The sequence below is a fragment of the Hydrogenophaga sp. T66 genome, assembly GCF_057219855.1.
Map to the genome: position 1 here is coordinate 408,536 of NZ_JBXVVX010000001.1, position 17,858 is coordinate 426,393.

Consider the following 17,858-nt stretch of genomic DNA (forward strand, 5'->3'; position numbering starts at 1 on the left):
ATGCGCGGGCTGGTATTTGGTCGGGGTGAGAGGATTCGAACCTCCGGCCTCTACGTCCCGAACGTAGCGCTCTACCAGGCTAAGCTACACCCCGATGGGCCTTGTGGGGCCCGGGGACCGTCAGGAGCGTCGCTCCAACAGTCCAGCCGCCAATTGTAGCATTGCCGCCGAGTGGTCATTGGCCGGCAGAGCCCTTGCTGCGTCGATGGCGCGCTGGGCTTCACCATTGGCCGCTGTGCGGGCGGCATGCAGCGCCCCAGTTTCGTGAATGATGGACAGGATGTCGTCGAGCCGGTCGGCCGCGCCGGCTTCAATCGCCTGCGTCAGCACCGCGCGCTGGGAGGAGCTGCCGGCGCGCAGTGCGCAGATGATCGGCAGCGTGACTTTGCCTTCGCGCAGGTCGTCGCCGAGGTTTTTGCCCAGTTCGTCGGCGCTGCCTTCGTAGTCGAGCACGTCATCAATGACCTGAAACGCCGTGCCCAGCGCCTGACCGTACGCGGCGCAGTGGGCTTCGGTGTGCGTATCGGAACCGGCAAGGATGGGCGCCAGTCGCGCGCTTGCCTCGAACAGCTTGGCCGTTTTCGACCGGATGACCCGCAGGTAGGTGGCCTCGTCGATGCTGGCGTCACGCATGTTCATAAGCTGCAGGACCTCGCCCTCGGCGATGACGTTGGTCGCGTCGGCCAGCACTTGCATCACGCGCATCTGGTTCACGTCCACCATCATCTGGAAGGCGCGCGAGTACAAAAAATCACCCACCAGGACGCTTGCCGCGTTGCCGAAATGCTGGTTCGCGGTCGCTCGGCCCCGGCGCAGGGTTGACTCGTCCACGACGTCGTCGTGCAGCAGCGTGGCGGTGTGGATGAATTCCACCACCGCCGCGAGCGTGTGCCGGTCCGGGTGACGGCAATCAAGGGCGCCGCTGACCAGCAGGAGCAGGGCAGGACGCAGGCGTTTCCCCCCGGCCGAGATGATGTACTGGGCCACCTCGCGCACCAGCGGGACATCGGTGGTCAATCGGGTGGCGATCACCTCGTCCACGCGCTGCATGTCGGGCTGGATGAGTGCCAGCGGGGAAGACGAGGGACTTGAAGCGGTCAAGGGTGGCACCCGAGGGGGTATGGCGAAAAGTCCCAAATTATAGGAAGCCCGAACGTCTCGACCGCTGGTCTTGCCGGGAATCCTTGGCGCGTGCTAGACTTCGCGGTTCGGCGGAATTGGGTCTGCCGAGCATTCCCCGGGACAGCCCGGGTGGATTGATTCAACGAGGTTCATATGTACGCGGTCATAAAAACCGGTGGCAAGCAATATCGCGTGGCTGCCGGCGAGAAAATTAAAGTAGAACAGATTGCTGCGGACGTGGGCCAAGAGATCGTGTTTGATCAGGTTCTGGCGGTCGGTAACGGCAGCGAACTCAAGGTCGGCACGCCCTTGGTTTCCGGCGCAACGGTCACGGTGAAGGTGGTCGCCCACGGGCGTCACGACAAGGTCCGTATCTTCAAGATGCGTCGTCGTAAGCACTACCAGAAGCGCCAGGGCCACCGGCAGAATTTCACCGAAATCGAAATCGCTTCGATCTCGGCCTAAGGAGAAAGCAGCATGGCACAGAAAAAAGGCGGCGGCTCCACGCGAAACGGCCGCGACTCCAAGCCCAAGATGCTGGGCGTGAAGGCGTTCGGTGGCGAGCTGGTGTCGGCCGGCTCCATCATCGTGCGCCAGCGCGGCACCAAGTTCCACCCCGGCACCAACGTCGGTGTGGGCAAGGACCACACCCTGTTTGCCACCGTGGACGGCCATGTCCAGTTCGCCGTCAAGGGCGCGCTGAACCGCCACACCGTGAGCATCGTTCCTGCCGCCTGAGCACGTCACGCCAGACGGAAAAAAGCCCGCGTGTGCGGGCTTTTTTGTTCCAGCGCCCCGCTACCGGAGACCCCTGCCATGAAGTTCGTCGATGAAGCCACGATCGATGTGGCCGCCGGTGACGGCGGCAACGGCTGCGCATCGTTTCGCCATGAAAAGTACAAGGAATTTGGCGGGCCGGACGGCGGCGACGGCGGACGCGGCGGACACGTCTATGCGGTGGCAGACGCCAGCCTGAACACGCTGGTTGATTTTCGATACACCCGGCGGTTCGAGGCCCAGCGGGGCGAGCATGGCAAGGGCTCGGACATGTTCGGCGTCAAGGGGGATGACATCGTGCTGAAGATGCCGGTGGGGACCATCGTCACCGACGCCGACACCGGTGAGGTGCTGCATGAGCTGCTGCAGCCTGGCCAGCAAGTCACCTTGGCCAAGGGCGGTGATGGCGGCTTCGGCAACATGCATTACAAGAGTTCGACCAACCGGGCGCCGCGCCAAAAGACGCCGGGCTGGCCCGGCGAGCGCCGGACGCTGAAGCTCGAGCTCAAGGTGTTGGCCGACGTGGGCCTTTTGGGCATGCCGAATGCGGGCAAATCCACGCTGATCGCCGCCATCTCCAATGCGCGCCCCAAGATCGCCGACTACCCGTTCACCACGCTGCATCCCAATCTGGGCGTGGTGCGGGTCGGCCCGGAGAAAAGCTTTGTGGTCGCCGACGTGCCCGGCTTGATTGAGGGCGCGTCCGAGGGAGCCGGCCTGGGTCATCAGTTCCTCCGACACTTGCAGCGCACCCGCCTGTTGCTGCATCTCATCGATGTGGCGCCGTTTGACGATTCGGTCGATCCGGTGGCGCAGGCCAAGGCGATCGTCGCCGAGCTCAAGAAGTTCGACCCCGCCTTGCACGCGAAGCCGCGCTGGCTCGTGCTCAACAAGCTGGACATGGTGCCGGCGGATGAGCGCGAGGCCCGTGTCAAGGACATCGTCAAGCGCCTGAGGGTCAAAGGCCCGGTGTTCGAGATTTCTGCGCTGACCCGGGAGGGCTGCGAACAGCTGGTGCAGAAGGTGTATGAGCATCTCGCGGCCCAGCACCGCGCCAGCCAGCCTGTGGCTGTCGATCCCCGTTTCGAAGGCGCCGCACCGGACGCTGCCTGACCCAACTCTGATCTGCCGGACCCATGACTGTCGCTCAAGCGCCCGACCACGCGGGCACCGCCATCCTGAACAATGCCCGCCGCATCGTCGTGAAGGTCGGCTCCAGCCTGGTGACCAACGAGGGTCGTGGTCTGGATGAGAACGCCATTCGCCAGTGGAGCGAACAGCTGGCGGCACTGGTGCAGCAGGGGCGCGAGCTGGTGATGGTGAGCAGCGGCGCCGTGGCGGAGGGCATGAAGCGGCTGGGCTGGGCCACGCGCCCGAAGGAGATCAATGAGCTGCAGGCCGCGGCCGCTGTGGGTCAAATGGGTCTGGTGCAGATGTACGAGACCCAGCTGCGGGCTTGTGGCGTTGGCAGTGCCCAGGTGTTGCTCACGCACGCCGATCTGGCCGACCGCGAGCGGTACCTGAACGCCCGCTCGACGCTGTTGACCTTGTTGCAGCTGGGCGTGGTGCCGGTGATCAACGAAAACGACACGGTGGTCAACGACGAGATCAAGTTCGGCGACAACGACACGTTGGGCTCCCTGGTCGCCAACCTGATCGAGGCCGATGCCCTGATCATCCTCACCGATCAGCGCGGCCTGTATTCCGCCGATCCCCGCCGCGATCCGGCGGCCACCTTTGTGCATGTGGCGCAGGCCGGCGACCCGGCGCTGGAGGCCATGGCGGGCGGTGCCGGCAGCGGCATCGGCAAGGGCGGCATGATCACCAAGATCCTGGCGGCCAAGCGCGCCGCAGCGTCGGGCGCGACCACCGTCATCGCCTGGGGACGCGAACCCCGGGTGCTCATGCGCTTGTGCGCGGGTGAGGCGATCGGCACGTGCCTGATTGCCCAGACGGCCAAGCACCAGGCGCGCAAGCGCTGGATGTCGGACCACTTGCAGCTCCGTGGCGCGGTGGTGGTCGACGACGGCGCGGTGACCAAGATCGTGGGAGAGGGCAAAAGCCTGCTGCCGATCGGCATGACCGCGGTGGAGGGGGAGTTTTCGCGCGGCGATGTGATCGCCGTCCGCGATCCCCAAGGGCAGGAGATCGCCCGTGGCCTGGCCAACTACGCCAGCTCGGAGGCGCGGTTGCTGTGCCGGAAATCGTCCGCCGACTTTGAGCGGTTGCTCGGCTACGCCGCCGAGCCGGAGATGATCCACCGCGACAACCTGGTGCTCTCGCGGGGCTGAGTAGGCGCCGTCACGGCGCCGTCAGTTCATGAAGTTGCGGCCTTGCTGCAACTCGCGAATGGCACGCCGCGCGTCAGACGGCAGCGTTTTGCCGTCGCACAGACCGCCCCGGGCCATCAGCATCGCGCGGCGGGTGGCACCCCGGAACGCCAGCGGCTGCCAGGTGGCTGATTCGTTGTCTTTCCAGCCAGCCTCGGCCGTCCAGCGTGCGTAGGTACGAACCTCGGCGGTGCCGCAACGGATGCCCTCGTACAACACGTTGGCTGCACCGCTGTCGCTGGTGGCCACCAGCACGTAGCGGATCACGCCGTCGCGCCCAAGGCTCACGCTGTTCGGGTCCAGCGCCCATCGCAGGTTGGTGGCCATCTCCAGCTTGAAGGGGGCGAGTTTGTCCAGCGCAGGCGCGGCGGGCGCGGGCACAGGTCCCTCTTGCCACGCCGGGGCGTCGTCGTCGGCCGTCGAGCCGGTGGTGATGGGGCTGTTGGCCGCGAAGGCAACGTGGCCGACCAGGGCGAGGCAGGCCGTCAACAGGGCCGACAGCAGCGAAGAATGCGTCATCAGGACAGGGCGTCACCGGTGGGCGACGCCTGGGGGTGAGGGTCAAAACTGGCGCCCGGCGGGAGCTCCATGGCCACCGGAGCGGCCGCACCGCGCCGCGGTTCGGCCGTGCCGCGCGGGCGCTGCGCATGGCGGAGGTAGCGGTTGGGGCGGTTGTCGGACTTGGGCAGGTAGCGGGCCAGCTCGGTCAGGGCCATTTCGTACACGCCGCGCTTGAATTCGACCACCACGTCCAGCGGCACCCAGTAGTCGTTCCAGCGCCAGGCATCAAACTCCGGGTGGTCGGTGGCGCGCAGGTTCAGGTTCCAGTCCTGCGCGACCAGCCGCAGCAGGAACCAGATCTGTTTCTGGCCTTTGTAGTGACCGCGTGCATCCCGGCGGATGAAGCGATCTGGCACTTCGTAGCGCAACCAGTCCCGCGTGCGGGCCACGATCGTCACGTGTTCCGGGCGCAACCCGATTTCCTCGTGCAGTTCGCGGTACATCGCCTGCTCGGGCGTTTCGCCCCGGTCGATGCCCCCTTGCGGGAACTGCCAGGAGTGGGAGCGGATGCGCTTTCCCCAGAACACCTGGTTTCGCTGGTTGAGCAGAATGATGCCGACATTGGGCCTGAAGCCTTCTCTGTCAAGCATAATCAACCCCAGATTTTTGAACTGTGTCCATTATGCATCGCGACCCTGCGGTGCGCACCCGGCACATACCCTCCGAACGGCGCCGATCGGCCCCGGGATGCCCCGGTTTCGACGGCGCCGTCGCTCATCCCGCCCGCCCATGAAAGCCTCCCAGTTCTTCATCAGCACCCTCAAAGAAGCGCCCGCCGACGCCGAGGTCGTGAGCCACAAACTCATGACGCGCGCCGGGATGATCCGCAAGCTCGGTGCCGGCATCTACAACTACATGCCCATGGGCCTGCGGGTGATCCAAAAGGTGGAGCGCATCGTGCGCGAAGAGATGAACCGGGCGGGCGCGGTGGAGCTGACCATGCCGGTCGTGCAGCCGGCGGAGCTGTGGCAGGAGACGGGTCGGTTTGGCAAGATGGGGCCGGAATTGCTGCGCATTCAGGACCGCCACGAACGCGATTTTGTGATCCAGCCCACGAGCGAAGAGGTCGTCACCGACATCGCACGTCAGGAGTTGCGCAGCTACAAGCAGCTGCCGCGCAACTTCTATCAGATCCAGACCAAGTTCCGCGACGAGCGTCGTCCGCGCTTCGGCCTCATGCGCGGCCGCGAATTCATCATGAAGGACGCCTACAGCTTCGACCGCGACGAAGCCGGCGCCAAGCGCAGTTACGAGGTGATGGCCGCGGCCTATCGGCGGATCTTCGACCGTTTTGGGCTGACCTACCGCGCCGTGGCGGCCGACAGCGGCGCCATCGGTGGCGACCTGAGCGAAGAGTTTCAGGTGATCGCCGCCACCGGCGAAGACGCGATCGTGTACTGCCCGCAAAGCGACTACGCCGCGAACATCGAGAAGGCCGAGGCGTTGGCGCCCGCCGGCCCACGCCCGCCAGCGGCCAACCCGCTGGTGCGCACACCCACCCCGGGCAAGAGCACCTGCGCCGACGTGGCCGCGCTGCTGGGTGTGCCCTTGGCGAGCACGGTGAAGTCCATCGTGCTGGCCACCGACACGCTCGACGAGGCCGGCGAAGTGGCGGCTTCCCAGGTCTGGCTGCTGCTGTTGCGCGGCGATCACGACATGAACGAGGTGAAGGTCAGCAAGGTGCCCGGCCTGGACAAAGGCTTCCGCTTCGCCAGCGTGCCGGAAATCGAGGCTCACTTCGGCTGCCGCCCGGGTTACCTGGGCCCGATCGGACTGAAGCAGCCGGTGCGGCTGGTGGTGGACCGTGAGGTCGCGGTCATGGCCGACTGGATCTGTGGCGGCAACGAGGTGGATGTGCACCTCACTGGCGTGAACTGGGGCCGCGACCTGCCAGAGCCGTCGGTGGTGGCCGACATTCGCAACGTGGTCGAAGGTGATCTCTCGCCCGACGGCCGCGGCCGGCTGGCGATTGAGCGTGGCATCGAGGTCGGGCACGTGTTCTACCTCGGCACCAAGTACAGCCGCGCCATGAACGCGACCTTCCTCGACGAAGACGGCAAGCCCAAGCATTTCGAAATGGGTTGCTACGGTATCGGCGTGACCCGGCTGCCGGCAGCGGCGATCGAGCAGAACCACGATGAGCGCGGCATCATCTGGCCGGACGCCATCGCGCCCTTCACCGTGGTGCTGTGCCCGATCGGCATGGACCGCAGCGAGGCGGTGAAGGTCGAGGCGGAGCGCCTGTACGGCGAGTTGCTGGCGGCCGGTGTCGATGTGATCCTCGACGACCGCGGCGAGCGCCCGGGCGCCATGTTTGCCGATTGGGAGCTCATCGGTGTGCCGCACCGCGTGACCATCGGCGACCGGGGCGTGAAGGCCGGCACGGTGGAGTACCAGCACCGCCGCGATGCGGCGCCCACGGTGGTGCCGCTGGGCGAGGCGGTGGCGCTGCTGCGGAGCCGCATCACGGCATGATCCGCTGGACCGGGCGCTCCGGACAGCCTGGGCGGGCCGGGCCCGCGGGACCCGCCGGGGTCACGCGCCGCGCCGGGCTGGTGGCGTTGGCGTCGGCGGCCTGGCCTGTGACCGGCCGCGCCGGCGGGCAGCTGGAAGAGCCACTGGCCGATTCGGTGCGCACCGCCCTCAGCGCGGCCGTGGCCAGCGGCGCGCCACCGGTGCCCGAGTTCACCGACACGGGCAAGCGGCTGGCCTACCTGCGCTGGCTGGCGGCGATGAGCGATCGCCTGCACCGCCGCAAGCCCGACTTCCAGACGCGTATCGAGTTTCTGCAGACGGTGTGGTACGAGAGCCGGCGCGCCGGCCTGGAGGTGCCGCTCGTCCTGGGGCTGATCCAGGTGGAGAGCGGATTTCGCAAGTTCGCGATTTCGCGCGTGGGCGCCCGGGGCTACATGCAGATCATGCCATTCTGGGTTCGCGTGATCGGCGATGGTGACGCTGGCAAGCTGTTTCACATGCAGACCAACCTGCGGTTTGGCTGCGTGATCTTGCGCCACTATCTCGACCGCGAGCGGGGCGACCTGTTCATGGCGCTGGGACGCTACAACGGCAGCCGCGGCCGCGCGGAATACCCCAACGCGGTGTTCGCGGCCCAGCGGCAGTGGCTGCACCCCGACGCCTGAGCGCGCGGGGCTGGCCGGTTACTGCAGAAAACCGATGCGGCCCTTGCCGGGGCCGCCGCGCGGCAGGTCGTCGGCCTCCAGGGTGTAGCGATCGTCCAGGCGCGCGTTGCCGAAGGCGGTGACGAGGGCGCGGCGCATTTCGCGCGGTGGCATGCCGGCGAGCTGGTCAAGCACGTCCTGGGGCGGCTCCGGGTCGAAGCGTTGACCCCAGTCGTGCTCGTCGCGGATGCCTTGGTACAGGTGCGCGGCGATGCGGCGGGCCGCTTCCAGCGAGGGCGGCTGGATTTCAAACACGTTCATCCGGTTGAGGATCGGCTCGGGGATGCTGCGCTCGTCGTTGGCCGTGGTGATCCAGATCACCTGACTGGCGTCGATCGGCACCTCGGCGAATTCGTCGATGAAGGACTGGGCGGTGTCGTGTTCGAGCAGGCTGTACAGCGCACCCAGGGGGTCGTACTGCGCGTCGGGGCTGGCCTTGTCGATCTCGTCGACCACGATGACCGGGTTGGCGTATTGCCCATCCACCAGCGCCTCGAAGACCTTGCCCGGCCGGGCGCCCTTCCATTGCGATGAGGACCCCGACAGCAGCCACCCGGCGGTCATGCTGCTCATGGGCACGAGGCTCATGCCGGTGCCCAGCAGATCGGCCACCTGACGGGCGAAGTGGGTTTTGCCCACGCCCGGCGGACCCAGCAGCAGCATGGGCGTGAGTTCGAGGCTGTCGCGGCTGTCCTGGCTGAGGGCCACGTGGCGCTTCACGTCGTCCAGCGCCTCCCCAAAATTGGGCATCCGGTCGTACAGGGGCACCATGTCGGGCACCCCCGAGGGCTTGACGGCGAAACGCTGCGGTCCGCGTTCCAGCATGCGTTGCCAGGTGGCCTTGAGCGTTTCGTGTTCGCGCTCGGCGCCGCTGGCCTGGAGCTTGGCCAGCTTGCGTTCGACGTCTTCGGCGCGGAAGACGCTGCGCATGTGGGCGATCGGCAAACCCATCGCGGGTGAAGCCACCAGGCTGCGTGAGCGGCTCATGGGAACCTCCTGTCTAAGGACACGGGTTCATTCAAGCACAAGCCGCGCCAGGGCTCAATGCGGGGGAAGCCCGGACAAGCGGGGCTTTCGACGGCCTGCTCCGCGGATCGGGACCGCGCGCAAAAAAGCCGCCCCGGGGCGGCTTGCGTGCGTTCGCGGGCGGGGCCTCAGGCCTGGGTGCCGAGCACCTGCGCGAGCTCGCCCGACTGGTACATCTCCATCATGATGTCCGAGCCGCCGATGAACTCGCCTTTCACGTAGAGCTGCGGGATGGTGGGCCAGTTGCTGTAGTCCTTGATGCCCTGGCGGATGGCTTCGTCTTCCAGCACGTTGACGGTGGTCACGGTCTTCGGGTCGACGCCGCTGGCCTTGAGGATCTGGATCGCGCGGCCCGAGAAGCCGCACATGGGAAAGCTCGCCGTGCCTTTCATGAAGAGCACGATGTCGTGGGACTTGACCAGCTGGTCGATGCGGGATTGGGTGTCGCTCATGGGGTGTCTCCGGTGGGGCCGGGCGCTTGACCCGGCGGTGCGCTCGGGATTATCGCGCGCCAGGCCAGCGCCCTCCGGTGCAGCGCGCAATGCCCGCAAGGTCGTTGCGGCTGCCCACGTCGGCATAGCCGGCGTCGCGAAGCAGCGCGCGGACCGCTGGCGCCTGGTCGTGGCCGTGTTCCAGCAGCAACCAGCCGTCGGGGTGGAGGTGCTCCGGCGCCTGCTGGATCAGGGTGCGCAGATCGTCGAGACCGTCGGCACCGGCCACCAGGGCGCCGCGCGGTTCGTGCCGCAGGGCGGGCAGGTGCGGGTCATCGGCGGCGATGTAGGGCGGGTTGCTCACGGCCAGGTGAAAGCGTTCCCCCGCCACGGCCTCGAACCAGGCGCCCTGCGCCCACTGCAGCGGCAGGTCCAGGCGTTCGGCGTTGGCCCGCGCCACGCTCAGGGCGTCGGCGCTGCGGTCGGTGGCCCAGATGTCGAGCCGTGGCGCCGCCTGCTTGAGGGCGAGCGCGATCGCGCCGCTGCCGGTGCCGAGGTCGATCACCCGGCCGGCCGCCGGCAGGTCGGCGATCCGCTCAAGCGCCCAGTCGACCAGGGTTTCGGTGTCCGGGCGCGGCACGAGCACGCGCGCATCCACGCGCAGCGCCAGCCCGCGAAACGCCTGCTCGCCGCGCAGGTAGGCCATCGGCTCGGCGCTGTGCCAGCGCGTGGCGAGCGCGTCCAGCCGGGCCTGGGCCTTGTCATCGAGGGGGTGGTCGTCGTGGGTCGCCAGCCAGGCCCGGTCGTGCGGGTCGTGGCCAGCGGCGAGCAGCACCAGCTGCTGGGCCTCCAGTCGCGGCACGCCATCGGCCTGCAGGCGGCGCAGGGCGTCGGCCAGGGTCGGGGCCGGAGTCATCGGGCCGCCTGCTCCAGCTCGGCGAGCAGTTCGGCACCGCGCGCCAGCTGGAGTGCGCGCACGAGCTCATCGATGTCGCCGTCCATCACCGCGCCGAGCTGGTAGAGCGTGAGGTTGATGCGGTGGTCGGTGACCCGGCCCTGGGGAAAGTTGTAGGTGCGGATGCGGTCGCTGCGGTCGCCGCTGCCCACCAGCCCCTTGCGCGTGGCGGCTTCCCGTGCGGCGCGCTCGGCGCGGTCTTTTTCCTGGAGCCGCGCGGCGAGCACCTGCAGCGCGCGGGCCTTGTTGCTGTGCTGGCTGCGGCCGTCCTGGCATTCGGCGGTGATGCCGGTGGGCAGGTGCGTCACGCGCACGGCCGAGTCGGTCTTGTTGATGTGCTGCCCGCCGGCGCCACTGGCGCGGAAGGTGTCGATGCGCAGTTCGGCCGGGTTCAGGCGCACCGCCTCGGCCTCATCGGGCACCGGCATGACCGCGACGGTGGCCGCGCTGGTGTGGATGCGGCCCTGTGTTTCGGTGGCCGGCACGCGCTGCACCCGGTGGCCGCCGGACTCGAAGCGCAGCGCGCCATACACCCCGTCGCCGTCCCCATCGACGCGCAGCACCACCTCTTTGTAGCCGCCCAGTTCCGCGGGCGACTCGCTCTCCACGGTGACCCGCCAGCCGCGGCGCTCGGCGTATCGGGTGTACAGGCGCGCGAGGTCGCCGGCGAAGAGGGCGCCTTCGTCACCACCGGTGCCGGCGCGCACCTCCACATAGGCGGGGCGCGCGTCGTCCGGGTCACGCGGCAGCAGGCGTTGCTGGAGTTCGGCGTCGAGCGCAGCGAGGTCGGCGTCGGCGGCGGCGATTTCGTCGCGCGCCAGGGCGGCCATCTCGGGTTCGGCCAGCCAGGCCTCGGCGGTGTCGCGGTCGTGGCGGCGCTGTTCGTGGCGCTCGAACACGGCCATCAGCGCGCTCAGGTCGGCGTGTTCACGGCTGAGCGCACGAAAGCGTTCCAGGCTGTCGGTCGCGTCGGGCGATGACAGCAGGGCGTCGAGCTCGTGGAGGCGCTGGCGCTGGCGCAGCAAGGTGTCGCGGACAAAGGGTTTCATGGCGGGCGGGCCGCGCGGGGCGGCCTCGGGGCGCGCGAGGGCGGCGCTAGCCGCGCGGCGGGGTGCCGTCGCGCAGGAAGAGGCGCGAGACGGTCTGGGCGGTGGCGGCCCGGGTATCGGCGTCGCCGGCGTGGAGCTCGGCGAGGGTGCCGTGGAGCATTTTCTGGGTCAGGCCGCGCGACAGGGCGTCCAGCACCGCTTCGACCGGCTCGCCTTTGGCCAGCAGGCGTTTGGCGCGGGCGATTTCCAGGCTGCGCCAGGCGTCGGTCTGGGCCTGCAGCTGCTGGATCAGCGGCACCACGCCGCGCGACGGGTCGCGCTGTTCCATCCAGTGCATGAAGCTCAGCACGCCAGCGTCGATGATGGCTTCGGCCTGTGCGACCGCGGCCTGGCGGTTGTCTTTGCCGGTCTGCACCACGTGGGCCAGGTCGTCGACGGTGTAGAGATAGACGTCGTCGAGGTCTTTGACCTCGGCCTCAATGTCCCGCGGCACGGCCAGATCAACCATGAACATGGGGCGGTGGCGGCGCTTCTTGAGTGCCCGTTCGACGGCACCCAGGCCGATGATGGGCAGGGTGCTGGCGGTGCAGCTGATCACGGCATCGAAGGCGTGAAGCTGGTCGGGCACGTCGGCCAGGCGCATGACCTGCGCGCCGAACCGGCCGGCCAGGGCCTCACCGCGCTCCAGCGTGCGGTTGGCGATCGACATGGACTTCGGCGTCTTGGCGGCGAAATGCGTGGCGGCCAGTTCGATCATTTCCCCCGCGCCGACGAACAGGACGCGGATGTCTTTGAGGTCTTCGAACAGCTGGGACGCGAGCCGCACGGCCGCGGCCGTCATGCTGATCGAGTGGGCGCCGATCTCGGTCGAGCTGCGGACCTGCTTGGCCACCGCAAACGAGCGCTGGAACAGCTGGTGCAGGGTGGTGCCGAGCGCGCCGGCTTCGTCGGCGGCGCGCACGGCGTCCTTCATCTGCCCGAGGATTTGCGCTTCGCCGAGGACCATGCTGTCGAGACCGCTGGCGACCCGGAAAGCGTGGCGGGCCGCCTGATCGTCGCGCAGCACGTAGGTGTGGTCGCGCAGCACATGGGCGCTCACGCCGCCGGTGGTGGCCAGCCAGTCCAGCGCCGGCTCCAGCACGCCGGGATCCCCCGCGCCGTACAGTTCGGTGCGGTTGCAGGTGGACAGGAGGGTGGCTTCGGGCGCGCGTGGGAGGGATTGCCGCAGCGCGTGCAGCGTGGGCTGCACCTGGTCGAGGGCGAACGCAAACCGGCCGCGCAGGTCCAGCGGCGCCGTCTGATGGTTGAGCCCGAGCGTCCAGACCGACATGGTGCGAATTATAAAATTGGGGGTTGACGCGTGACTGTCAACTTTATATGACACTTGGGCTTTTCTGGGAACACCTTTTTGGGTTGACAGCGCCGGCGGTCGGTGTCGCCCTGGTCCTGTGGCTGGCCCTGGGCACCCGGCGGGGCACGCGCGCCGGCCGCCTCGCCCAGTTCGGCGTGCTGGCGGCGGTGGGTGTGGCGGTGCTGCTGGCGGGGCTGGTCGTGTACGGCCGCGACGGCAAGATGCTGACCTACGCCGCGCTGGTGCTCGCGCAGGGCAGCGCCGCCTGGTGGCTGCGCGGGCGGGCGTGACGCCCGGTCAGCGCGCGGCCGGGCCCAGGCGGGCGATCCTGTCGGTGATGAGACCGTCCAGGCCCAGCGCCCAGAGACGCGCCGCCTCGGCCTCGTCGTTGACGGTGTAGGCCAGCCGGCGCCAGCCGGCGGTGGCCTTCACCAAGGCCTCATCCCACAGCGGGTGGTGGGCGACGATGGCCACGCAGCCCAGCGAGCGGGCCGCCACCTCCCAACCCGACCAGAGCGTGTGCAGCAGCAGGCCGCGCGGCAAGGCCGGCGCCGCGGCTTGCGCGGCGGCGAGGGCATCGGGCTGAAACGAGGTCAGCAGCGGAGGGAGGGCATCCGGGTGCGGGGCCCAGAGCGCTTGCGCGGCCCGGGCCACGGCCGCGCCGGTGGCCGCCGCCTGGCCGGGCATGGGCTTGATTTCGATGTTGAGGGCGTGACCAAGGGCGAGGCAATGCGCCGCCACGGCTGCGAGCGGAGCCGGTGGCTCGCCGGTGAAGGCCGGGCTGTGCCACGCGCCGGCATCGAGTGCCGTCAGCGCCGTCCAGGGCAGGGCGTCGGCCGGCCCCTGGCCGCTGGTGGTGCGATCGAGGGTGTCGTCGTGCAGGAGGTAGACCACGCCGTCGGCGCTGAGCTTGGCGTCGCATTCGTACATGCGCCAGCCGCGGGCGGCCGCGGTGCGGAAGGCGGCGAGCGTGTTTTCGGGTGCCTGATCGCCGCCGCCGCGGTGGGCGATCCAGCGGGGGTAGGGCCAGGGGGCAGGGGAGGGGAGCATGCGGCCATTGTGCGGGGGCGCCGCCGCCCGGGCGATAACCGCACCGGCGTCACCGTGAAGCCCGTGTGGAATGGTGCGCTGCGATACCATGGCGGGCTCCGGTGCGCTCTGTGGGCGCGCCCCACGCCCCATGAACGCACCCACGCCCCTTCCGCTGCTGACCACCGCCCAGGACGACGCGCCCCGCCTGCGCGAAATCCCCTACAACTACACCTCGTTCTCCGATCGCGAAATCGTGATCCGGCTGCTGGGCGAGCGGGCGTGGTCCCTGCTGGACGAGCTGCGGGGCGAACGCCGCACGGGCCGATCGGCGCGAATGCTCTATGAGGTGCTGGGCGACATCTGGGTCGTGCAGCGCAACCCCTACCTGCAGGACGACCTGCTGTCGAGCCGCCAGCGCCGTGGGCAGCTGGTGGACGCCCTGAACCACCGCCTGGGTGAGGTGCAGAAGCGCCGCACCCCGCAGGACGATCCGTCGCGCGACGCGCTGGTGGGCGAACTCCTGACCGCCGCGCGCGCCGCCGTGGAAAGCTTCGCGCGATCGTTCGACGACATGGCGGACCTGCGCCAGCGCGCCCGCCGGGTGCTGGGCCGCTGCACCGCGAAAGACAACATCAAGTTCGACGGTCTGTCGCGCGTGTCGCACGTGACGGACGCCACCGACTGGCGGGTCGAGTACCCTTTCGTGGTGCTGACGCCCGACACCGAGGCCGAGATGGCGGGCCTGGTGCAGGGTTGCATCGACCTGGGACTGACCATCATCCCGCGGGGGGGCGGCACCGGCTACACCGGCGGGGCGATTCCCCTGACCTGGAAGAGCGCGGTGATCAACACCGAGAAGCTCGAAGCGATGACCGAGGTCGAGTGGGTGAAGGTGCCGGGCCACGACGAGCCATTGCCGACGGTGTGGACCGAAGCGGGTGTGGTGACGCAGCGTGTGGCCGATGCCGCCGAGCGCGCCGGCCATGTGTTCGCGGTCGATCCGACCAGCGCCGAGGCCTCGTGCATCGGCGGCAACATTGCGATGAACGCGGGTGGCAAGAAGGCCGTGCTCTGGGGCACCGCGCTCGACAACCTGGTGAGCTGGCGCATGGTCACGCCGCAGGCCGAGTGGCTGGAAGTCACGCGTCTGGACCACAACCGCGGCAAGATCCACGACGCCGAGGTGGCGACCTTCGAGCTGCGCTACTTCGGCCCGGACGGCAAGACGCCGCGCCGCAGCGAAACCCTGGTGATCCCGGGACGCACCTTCCGCAAGGAAGGCCTCGGCAAAGACGTCACCGACAAGTTCCTCTCGGGTCTGCCTGGCATCCAGAAGGAAGGCTGCGATGGCCTGATCACCAGCGCGCGCTGGATCGTGCACCGCATGCCGGGCCACACGCGCACCGTCTGCCTGGAGTTTTTCGGCAACCCGAAGGACGCGGTGCCCAGCATCGTGGAGATCAAGGACTTCATGTTCGCCGAGCAGAAGCGCTCGGGCGTGTTGCTGGCCGGACTGGAACATCTGGACGACCGGTACCTCAAGGCGGTGGGCTACACCACCAAGAGCAAAAAGGGCAACGGCGGATTGCCCAAGATGGTGCTGATCGGCGACATCGTGGGCGATGACCCCGACGCCGTGGCCCGCGCCACCAGCGAGGTCATCCGCATCGCCAACTCGCGCAGCGGCGAAGGCTTCACCGCCATCAGCCCCGAAGCGCGCAAGAAGTTCTGGCTCGACCGCAAGCGCACCGCGGCCATCAGCAAGCACACCAACGCCTTCAAGATCAACGAAGACGTGGTGATCCCGCTGCCGCGCATGGGCGAGTACACCGAGGGCATCGAACGCATCAACATCGAGCTGTCGCTGCGCAACAAGATCGCGCTGGCCGACGCCCTGGAGGCCTTCTTTGCCAAGGGCCAACTGCCGCTGGGCAAGACCGACGACGCCAGCGACATCCCCAGCGCCGAGCTGCTGGAGGATCGTGTGCAGCAGGCGCTGGCGCTGGTGCGCGAGGTGCGCGCGCTGTGGCAGGGCTGGCTCGACGACGTTGATCGCCTGTTCCCGCAGCTGCAGGACCACACGCTGCGCGCGAGCTGGAAGGCCCAGATCCGCGCGCCGCTGCAGCAGATTTTCAGCGGTGCGGCGTTCGGCCCCTTGCTCGCCGAATGCAACGCCATCCACCAGCGCGTGCTCAAGGGTCGTGTGTGGGTGGCCTTGCACATGCACGCCGGCGACGGCAACGTGCACACCAACATCCCGGTCAACAGCGACGACTACGCCATGCTCCAGACCGCCCACGAAGCGGTGGCACGGATCATGGCGCTGGCGCGACGGCTCGACGGCGTGATCTCGGGCGAACACGGCATCGGCATCACCAAGCTCGAGTTCCTCAGCGACGACGAGCTCAAGCCCTTTGCCGACTACAAGGCCAAGGTTGACCCGCAGGGGCGGTTCAACAAGGGCAAGCTGCTGCGCGCCGACACCGGCGACTCGACCGTGCGGCGCGCCGACCTGACGCACGCCTACACGCCGAGCTTTGGCCTCATGGGGCACGAGTCGCTGATCATGCAGCAGAGCGACATCGGCGCCATCGCCGATTCGGTCAAGGACTGCCTGCGCTGCGGCAAGTGCAAACCGGTGTGTGCCACCCACGTGCCGCGCGCCAACCTGCTGTACAGCCCGCGCAACAAGATCCTGGCCACCTCGCTGCTGATCGAAGCCTTCCTGTACGAAGAGCAGACGCGCCGTGGCGTCAGCATCCAGCACTGGGAAGAGTTTGAGGACGTGGCCGACCACTGCACGGTGTGCCACAAGTGCTACACGCCGTGCCCGGTGAAGATCGACTTCGGCGACGTGTCGATGAACATGCGCAATCTGTTGCGCAAGATGGGCCAGAAGAGCTTCCGCCCCGGCAACGCGGCGGCCATGCTGTTCCTCAACGCCACCAACCCCGAGACCATCAAGCTGATGCGCACCGCGATGGTCGACGTCGGCTTCAAGGTCCAGCGGGCGGCGAACAACCTGCTGCAGACGGTCGTGCGCAAGCAGACCGCCGCGCCGCCAGCCACGCTGCGCGCCGCGCCGGTGAAGGAGCAGGTGGTCCACTTCATCAACAAGAAGATGCCCGGCGGCCTGCCAAAGAAGACCGCGCGCGCGCTGCTGGACATCGAGGACAAGAACTACGTTCCCATCATCCGCGACCCCGCCCGCACCACGGCCGACACCGAGGCGGTGTTCTATTTCCCGGGTTGCGGGTCGGAGCGGCTGTTCAGCCAGGTGGGGCTGGCCACGCAGGCCATGCTGTGGCACGCCGGCGTGCAGACGGTCTTGCCGCCGGGTTATCTGTGTTGCGGTTATCCGCAGCGCGGCTCGGGCCAGTTCGACAAGGCCGAGAAGATCATCACCGACAACCGTGTCCTGTTCCACCGCGTGGCCAACACGCTGAACTATTTGGACATCAAGACGGTGGTGGTGAGTTGCGGCACCTGCTATGACCAGCTGCAGGGCTACGAATTCGACAAGATCTTCCCCGGCTGCCGCATCGTCGACATCCACGAATTCCTGCTGGAGAAGGGCGTCACCCTCGACGGCGGCCAGGGCGCGTATCTGTACCACGACCCCTGCCACAGCCCAATGAAGCAGCAGGAGCCGATGAAGACGGTCAAGGCGCTCGTCGGCCCGGACGTCATCGAGAGCAAACGCTGCTGTGGCGAATCGGGCACGCTCGGCGTGACCCGGCCGGACATCTCGACCCAGGTGCGTTTCCGCAAGGAAGAAGAACTGCGCAAAGGCGAGGCCGCGCTGCGGGCGACCGGCGCTGTGGCGCCGGACCAGAACGTGAAGATCCTCACGTCCTGCCCGAGCTGCCTGCAGGGCCTGTCGCGCTATCAGGACGACATGCAGAACGGCCTGCTGGAGGCCGACTACATTGTGGTGGAGATGGCGCGCCAGATCCTCGGCGAGCACTGGCTGCCCACCTACGTGGCCGCCGCGAACCAGGGCGGCATCGAGCGGGTGTTGGTATGACCCCCCTGCGTCGCTTCG

General features: G+C 68.2%; 17 protein-coding genes and 1 tRNA gene. 8 read left to right on the top strand and 10 right to left on the bottom strand.

What is annotated here, in order from left to right; all coding sequences use genetic code 11:
* Positions 1 to 17: 17 nt before the first annotated feature.
* Both AC2D80_RS01940 and AC2D80_RS01945 read right to left on the bottom strand, forming a co-directional pair.
* Positions 18 to 94, bottom strand: a tRNA-Pro gene (locus AC2D80_RS01940).
* Positions 95 to 120: 26 nt separating this feature from the next.
* Positions 121 to 1,050, bottom strand: a complete 930-nt coding sequence (locus tag AC2D80_RS01945; RefSeq protein ID WP_484631294.1) for a polyprenyl synthetase family protein — start codon at positions 1,048 to 1,050, stop codon at positions 121 to 123.
* 225 nt (positions 1,051 to 1,275) lie between these two features.
* On the opposite strand from AC2D80_RS01945, the gene rplU reads away from it, so the two are divergent.
* From rplU to proB, 4 genes are all read left to right on the top strand, one after another.
* Positions 1,276 to 1,587: a 50S ribosomal protein L21 gene (gene rplU / locus AC2D80_RS01950; RefSeq protein ID WP_484631295.1), complete on the top strand. Its 312-nt coding sequence runs from the start codon at positions 1,276 to 1,278 to the stop codon at positions 1,585 to 1,587.
* Between the two features lie 12 nt (positions 1,588 to 1,599).
* The gene (rpmA, locus tag AC2D80_RS01955; protein ID WP_484631296.1) at positions 1,600 to 1,860 is read left to right on the top strand and encodes a 50S ribosomal protein L27; all 261 of its coding nucleotides are present in this window, start codon (positions 1,600 to 1,602) and stop codon (positions 1,858 to 1,860) included.
* 78 nt (positions 1,861 to 1,938) lie between these two features.
* Positions 1,939 to 3,012 (top strand): Obg family GTPase CgtA, encoded by a 1,074-nt coding sequence (gene cgtA / locus AC2D80_RS01960; RefSeq protein WP_484632627.1) that lies wholly within the window; start codon positions 1,939 to 1,941, stop codon positions 3,010 to 3,012.
* Positions 3,013 to 3,035: 23 nt separating this feature from the next.
* Positions 3,036 to 4,190 (top strand): glutamate 5-kinase, encoded by a 1,155-nt coding sequence (gene proB, locus AC2D80_RS01965; RefSeq protein WP_484631297.1) that lies wholly within the window; start codon positions 3,036 to 3,038, stop codon positions 4,188 to 4,190.
* Between the two features lie 21 nt (positions 4,191 to 4,211).
* Here the strand turns inward: proB and AC2D80_RS01970 are convergent, their stop codons facing one another.
* Positions 4,212 to 4,748, bottom strand: coding sequence for a CNP1-like family protein (locus AC2D80_RS01970; RefSeq protein ID WP_484631298.1), 537 nt, complete (start codon positions 4,746 to 4,748; stop codon positions 4,212 to 4,214).
* Positions 4,748 to 5,380: an RNA pyrophosphohydrolase gene (locus AC2D80_RS01975; RefSeq protein WP_484631299.1), complete on the bottom strand. Its 633-nt coding sequence runs from the start codon at positions 5,378 to 5,380 to the stop codon at positions 4,748 to 4,750. The genes AC2D80_RS01970 and AC2D80_RS01975 overlap by 1 nt, the downstream gene beginning before the upstream one ends.
* A gap of 139 nt (positions 5,381 to 5,519) precedes the next feature.
* Here AC2D80_RS01975 and AC2D80_RS01980 point away from each other — a divergent pair, with 139 nt between their 5' ends.
* Together AC2D80_RS01980 and AC2D80_RS01985 are read left to right on the top strand one after the other, a co-directional pair.
* A complete protein-coding gene (locus AC2D80_RS01980) occupies positions 5,520 to 7,265 on the top strand; it encodes a proline--tRNA ligase (RefSeq protein WP_484631300.1) in 1,746 nt (581 codons plus the stop codon).
* On the top strand, positions 7,262 to 7,930 hold the full coding sequence (locus AC2D80_RS01985; RefSeq protein ID WP_484631301.1) for a lytic transglycosylase domain-containing protein: 669 nt from the start codon (positions 7,262 to 7,264) through the stop codon (positions 7,928 to 7,930). Before AC2D80_RS01980 ends, AC2D80_RS01985 begins: the two co-directional genes overlap by 4 nt.
* 18 nt (positions 7,931 to 7,948) lie before the next feature.
* Here the strand turns inward: AC2D80_RS01985 and AC2D80_RS01990 are convergent, their stop codons facing one another.
* The 5 genes from AC2D80_RS01990 to hemA all read right to left on the bottom strand — a co-directional run bounded on the left by AC2D80_RS01990 (position 7,949) and on the right by hemA (position 12,760).
* Positions 7,949 to 8,956 carry an AAA family ATPase gene (locus AC2D80_RS01990; RefSeq protein WP_484631302.1) on the bottom strand — a complete coding sequence of 336 codons (1,008 nt, stop codon included), beginning with the start codon at positions 8,954 to 8,956 and terminating at the stop codon, positions 7,949 to 7,951.
* A gap of 167 nt (positions 8,957 to 9,123) precedes the next feature.
* Positions 9,124 to 9,447, bottom strand: coding sequence for a Grx4 family monothiol glutaredoxin (grxD, locus tag AC2D80_RS01995; protein ID WP_484631303.1), 324 nt, complete (start codon positions 9,445 to 9,447; stop codon positions 9,124 to 9,126).
* Between the two features lie 49 nt (positions 9,448 to 9,496).
* The gene (gene prmC / locus AC2D80_RS02000; RefSeq protein WP_484631304.1) at positions 9,497 to 10,342 is read right to left on the bottom strand and encodes a peptide chain release factor N(5)-glutamine methyltransferase; all 846 of its coding nucleotides are present in this window, start codon (positions 10,340 to 10,342) and stop codon (positions 9,497 to 9,499) included.
* Complete coding sequence (gene prfA, locus AC2D80_RS02005) at positions 10,339 to 11,430, bottom strand: peptide chain release factor 1 (RefSeq protein ID WP_484631305.1); 1,092 nt, start codon at positions 11,428 to 11,430, stop codon at positions 10,339 to 10,341. Before prfA ends, prmC begins: the two co-directional genes overlap by 4 nt.
* A gap of 46 nt (positions 11,431 to 11,476) precedes the next feature.
* Complete coding sequence (gene hemA, locus AC2D80_RS02010; RefSeq protein WP_484631306.1) at positions 11,477 to 12,760, bottom strand: glutamyl-tRNA reductase; 1,284 nt, start codon at positions 12,758 to 12,760, stop codon at positions 11,477 to 11,479.
* A 47-nt stretch (positions 12,761 to 12,807) separates the two neighbouring features.
* Between hemA and AC2D80_RS02015 the strand changes: the two genes are divergently transcribed.
* Positions 12,808 to 13,071, top strand: coding sequence for a hypothetical protein (locus tag AC2D80_RS02015; RefSeq protein WP_484631307.1), 264 nt, complete (start codon positions 12,808 to 12,810; stop codon positions 13,069 to 13,071).
* Positions 13,072 to 13,078: 7 nt separating this feature from the next.
* On the opposite strand, the gene ugpQ is transcribed toward AC2D80_RS02015, so the two are convergent.
* Positions 13,079 to 13,831, bottom strand: a complete 753-nt coding sequence (gene ugpQ / locus AC2D80_RS02020) for a glycerophosphodiester phosphodiesterase (protein WP_484631308.1) — start codon at positions 13,829 to 13,831, stop codon at positions 13,079 to 13,081.
* Positions 13,832 to 13,961: 130 nt separating this feature from the next.
* On the opposite strand from ugpQ, the gene AC2D80_RS02025 reads away from it, so the two are divergent.
* Complete coding sequence (locus AC2D80_RS02025; RefSeq protein WP_484631309.1) at positions 13,962 to 17,840, top strand: DUF3683 domain-containing protein; 3,879 nt, start codon at positions 13,962 to 13,964, stop codon at positions 17,838 to 17,840.
* Positions 17,841 to 17,858 lie beyond the last annotated feature (18 nt).

Coding starts and splice junctions, on each gene's coding strand:
- prfA (WP_484631305.1), bottom strand. CDS start 11,430: ATGAAACCCTTTGTCCGCGACACCTTGCTGCGCCAGCGCCAGCGCCTC.
- AC2D80_RS02015 (WP_484631307.1), top strand. CDS start 12,808: ATGACACTTGGGCTTTTCTGGGAACACCTTTTTGGGTTGACAGCGCCG.
- cgtA (WP_484632627.1), top strand. CDS start 1,939: ATGAAGTTCGTCGATGAAGCCACGATCGATGTGGCCGCCGGTGACGGC.
- ugpQ (WP_484631308.1), bottom strand. CDS start 13,831: ATGCTCCCCTCCCCTGCCCCCTGGCCCTACCCCCGCTGGATCGCCCAC.
- rpmA (WP_484631296.1), top strand. CDS start 1,600: ATGGCACAGAAAAAAGGCGGCGGCTCCACGCGAAACGGCCGCGACTCC.
- AC2D80_RS02025 (WP_484631309.1), top strand. CDS start 13,962: ATGAACGCACCCACGCCCCTTCCGCTGCTGACCACCGCCCAGGACGAC.
- AC2D80_RS01975 (WP_484631299.1), bottom strand. CDS start 5,380: ATGCTTGACAGAGAAGGCTTCAGGCCCAATGTCGGCATCATTCTGCTC.
- rplU (WP_484631295.1), top strand. CDS start 1,276: ATGTACGCGGTCATAAAAACCGGTGGCAAGCAATATCGCGTGGCTGCC.
- prmC (WP_484631304.1), bottom strand. CDS start 10,342: ATGACTCCGGCCCCGACCCTGGCCGACGCCCTGCGCCGCCTGCAGGCC.
- AC2D80_RS01990 (WP_484631302.1), bottom strand. CDS start 8,956: ATGAGCCGCTCACGCAGCCTGGTGGCTTCACCCGCGATGGGTTTGCCG.
- AC2D80_RS01945 (WP_484631294.1), bottom strand. CDS start 1,050: ATGCAGCGCGTGGACGAGGTGATCGCCACCCGATTGACCACCGATGTC.
- grxD (WP_484631303.1), bottom strand. CDS start 9,447: ATGAGCGACACCCAATCCCGCATCGACCAGCTGGTCAAGTCCCACGAC.
- AC2D80_RS01980 (WP_484631300.1), top strand. CDS start 5,520: ATGAAAGCCTCCCAGTTCTTCATCAGCACCCTCAAAGAAGCGCCCGCC.
- hemA (WP_484631306.1), bottom strand. CDS start 12,760: ATGTCGGTCTGGACGCTCGGGCTCAACCATCAGACGGCGCCGCTGGAC.
- AC2D80_RS01970 (WP_484631298.1), bottom strand. CDS start 4,748: ATGACGCATTCTTCGCTGCTGTCGGCCCTGTTGACGGCCTGCCTCGCC.
- AC2D80_RS01985 (WP_484631301.1), top strand. CDS start 7,262: ATGATCCGCTGGACCGGGCGCTCCGGACAGCCTGGGCGGGCCGGGCCC.
- proB (WP_484631297.1), top strand. CDS start 3,036: ATGACTGTCGCTCAAGCGCCCGACCACGCGGGCACCGCCATCCTGAAC.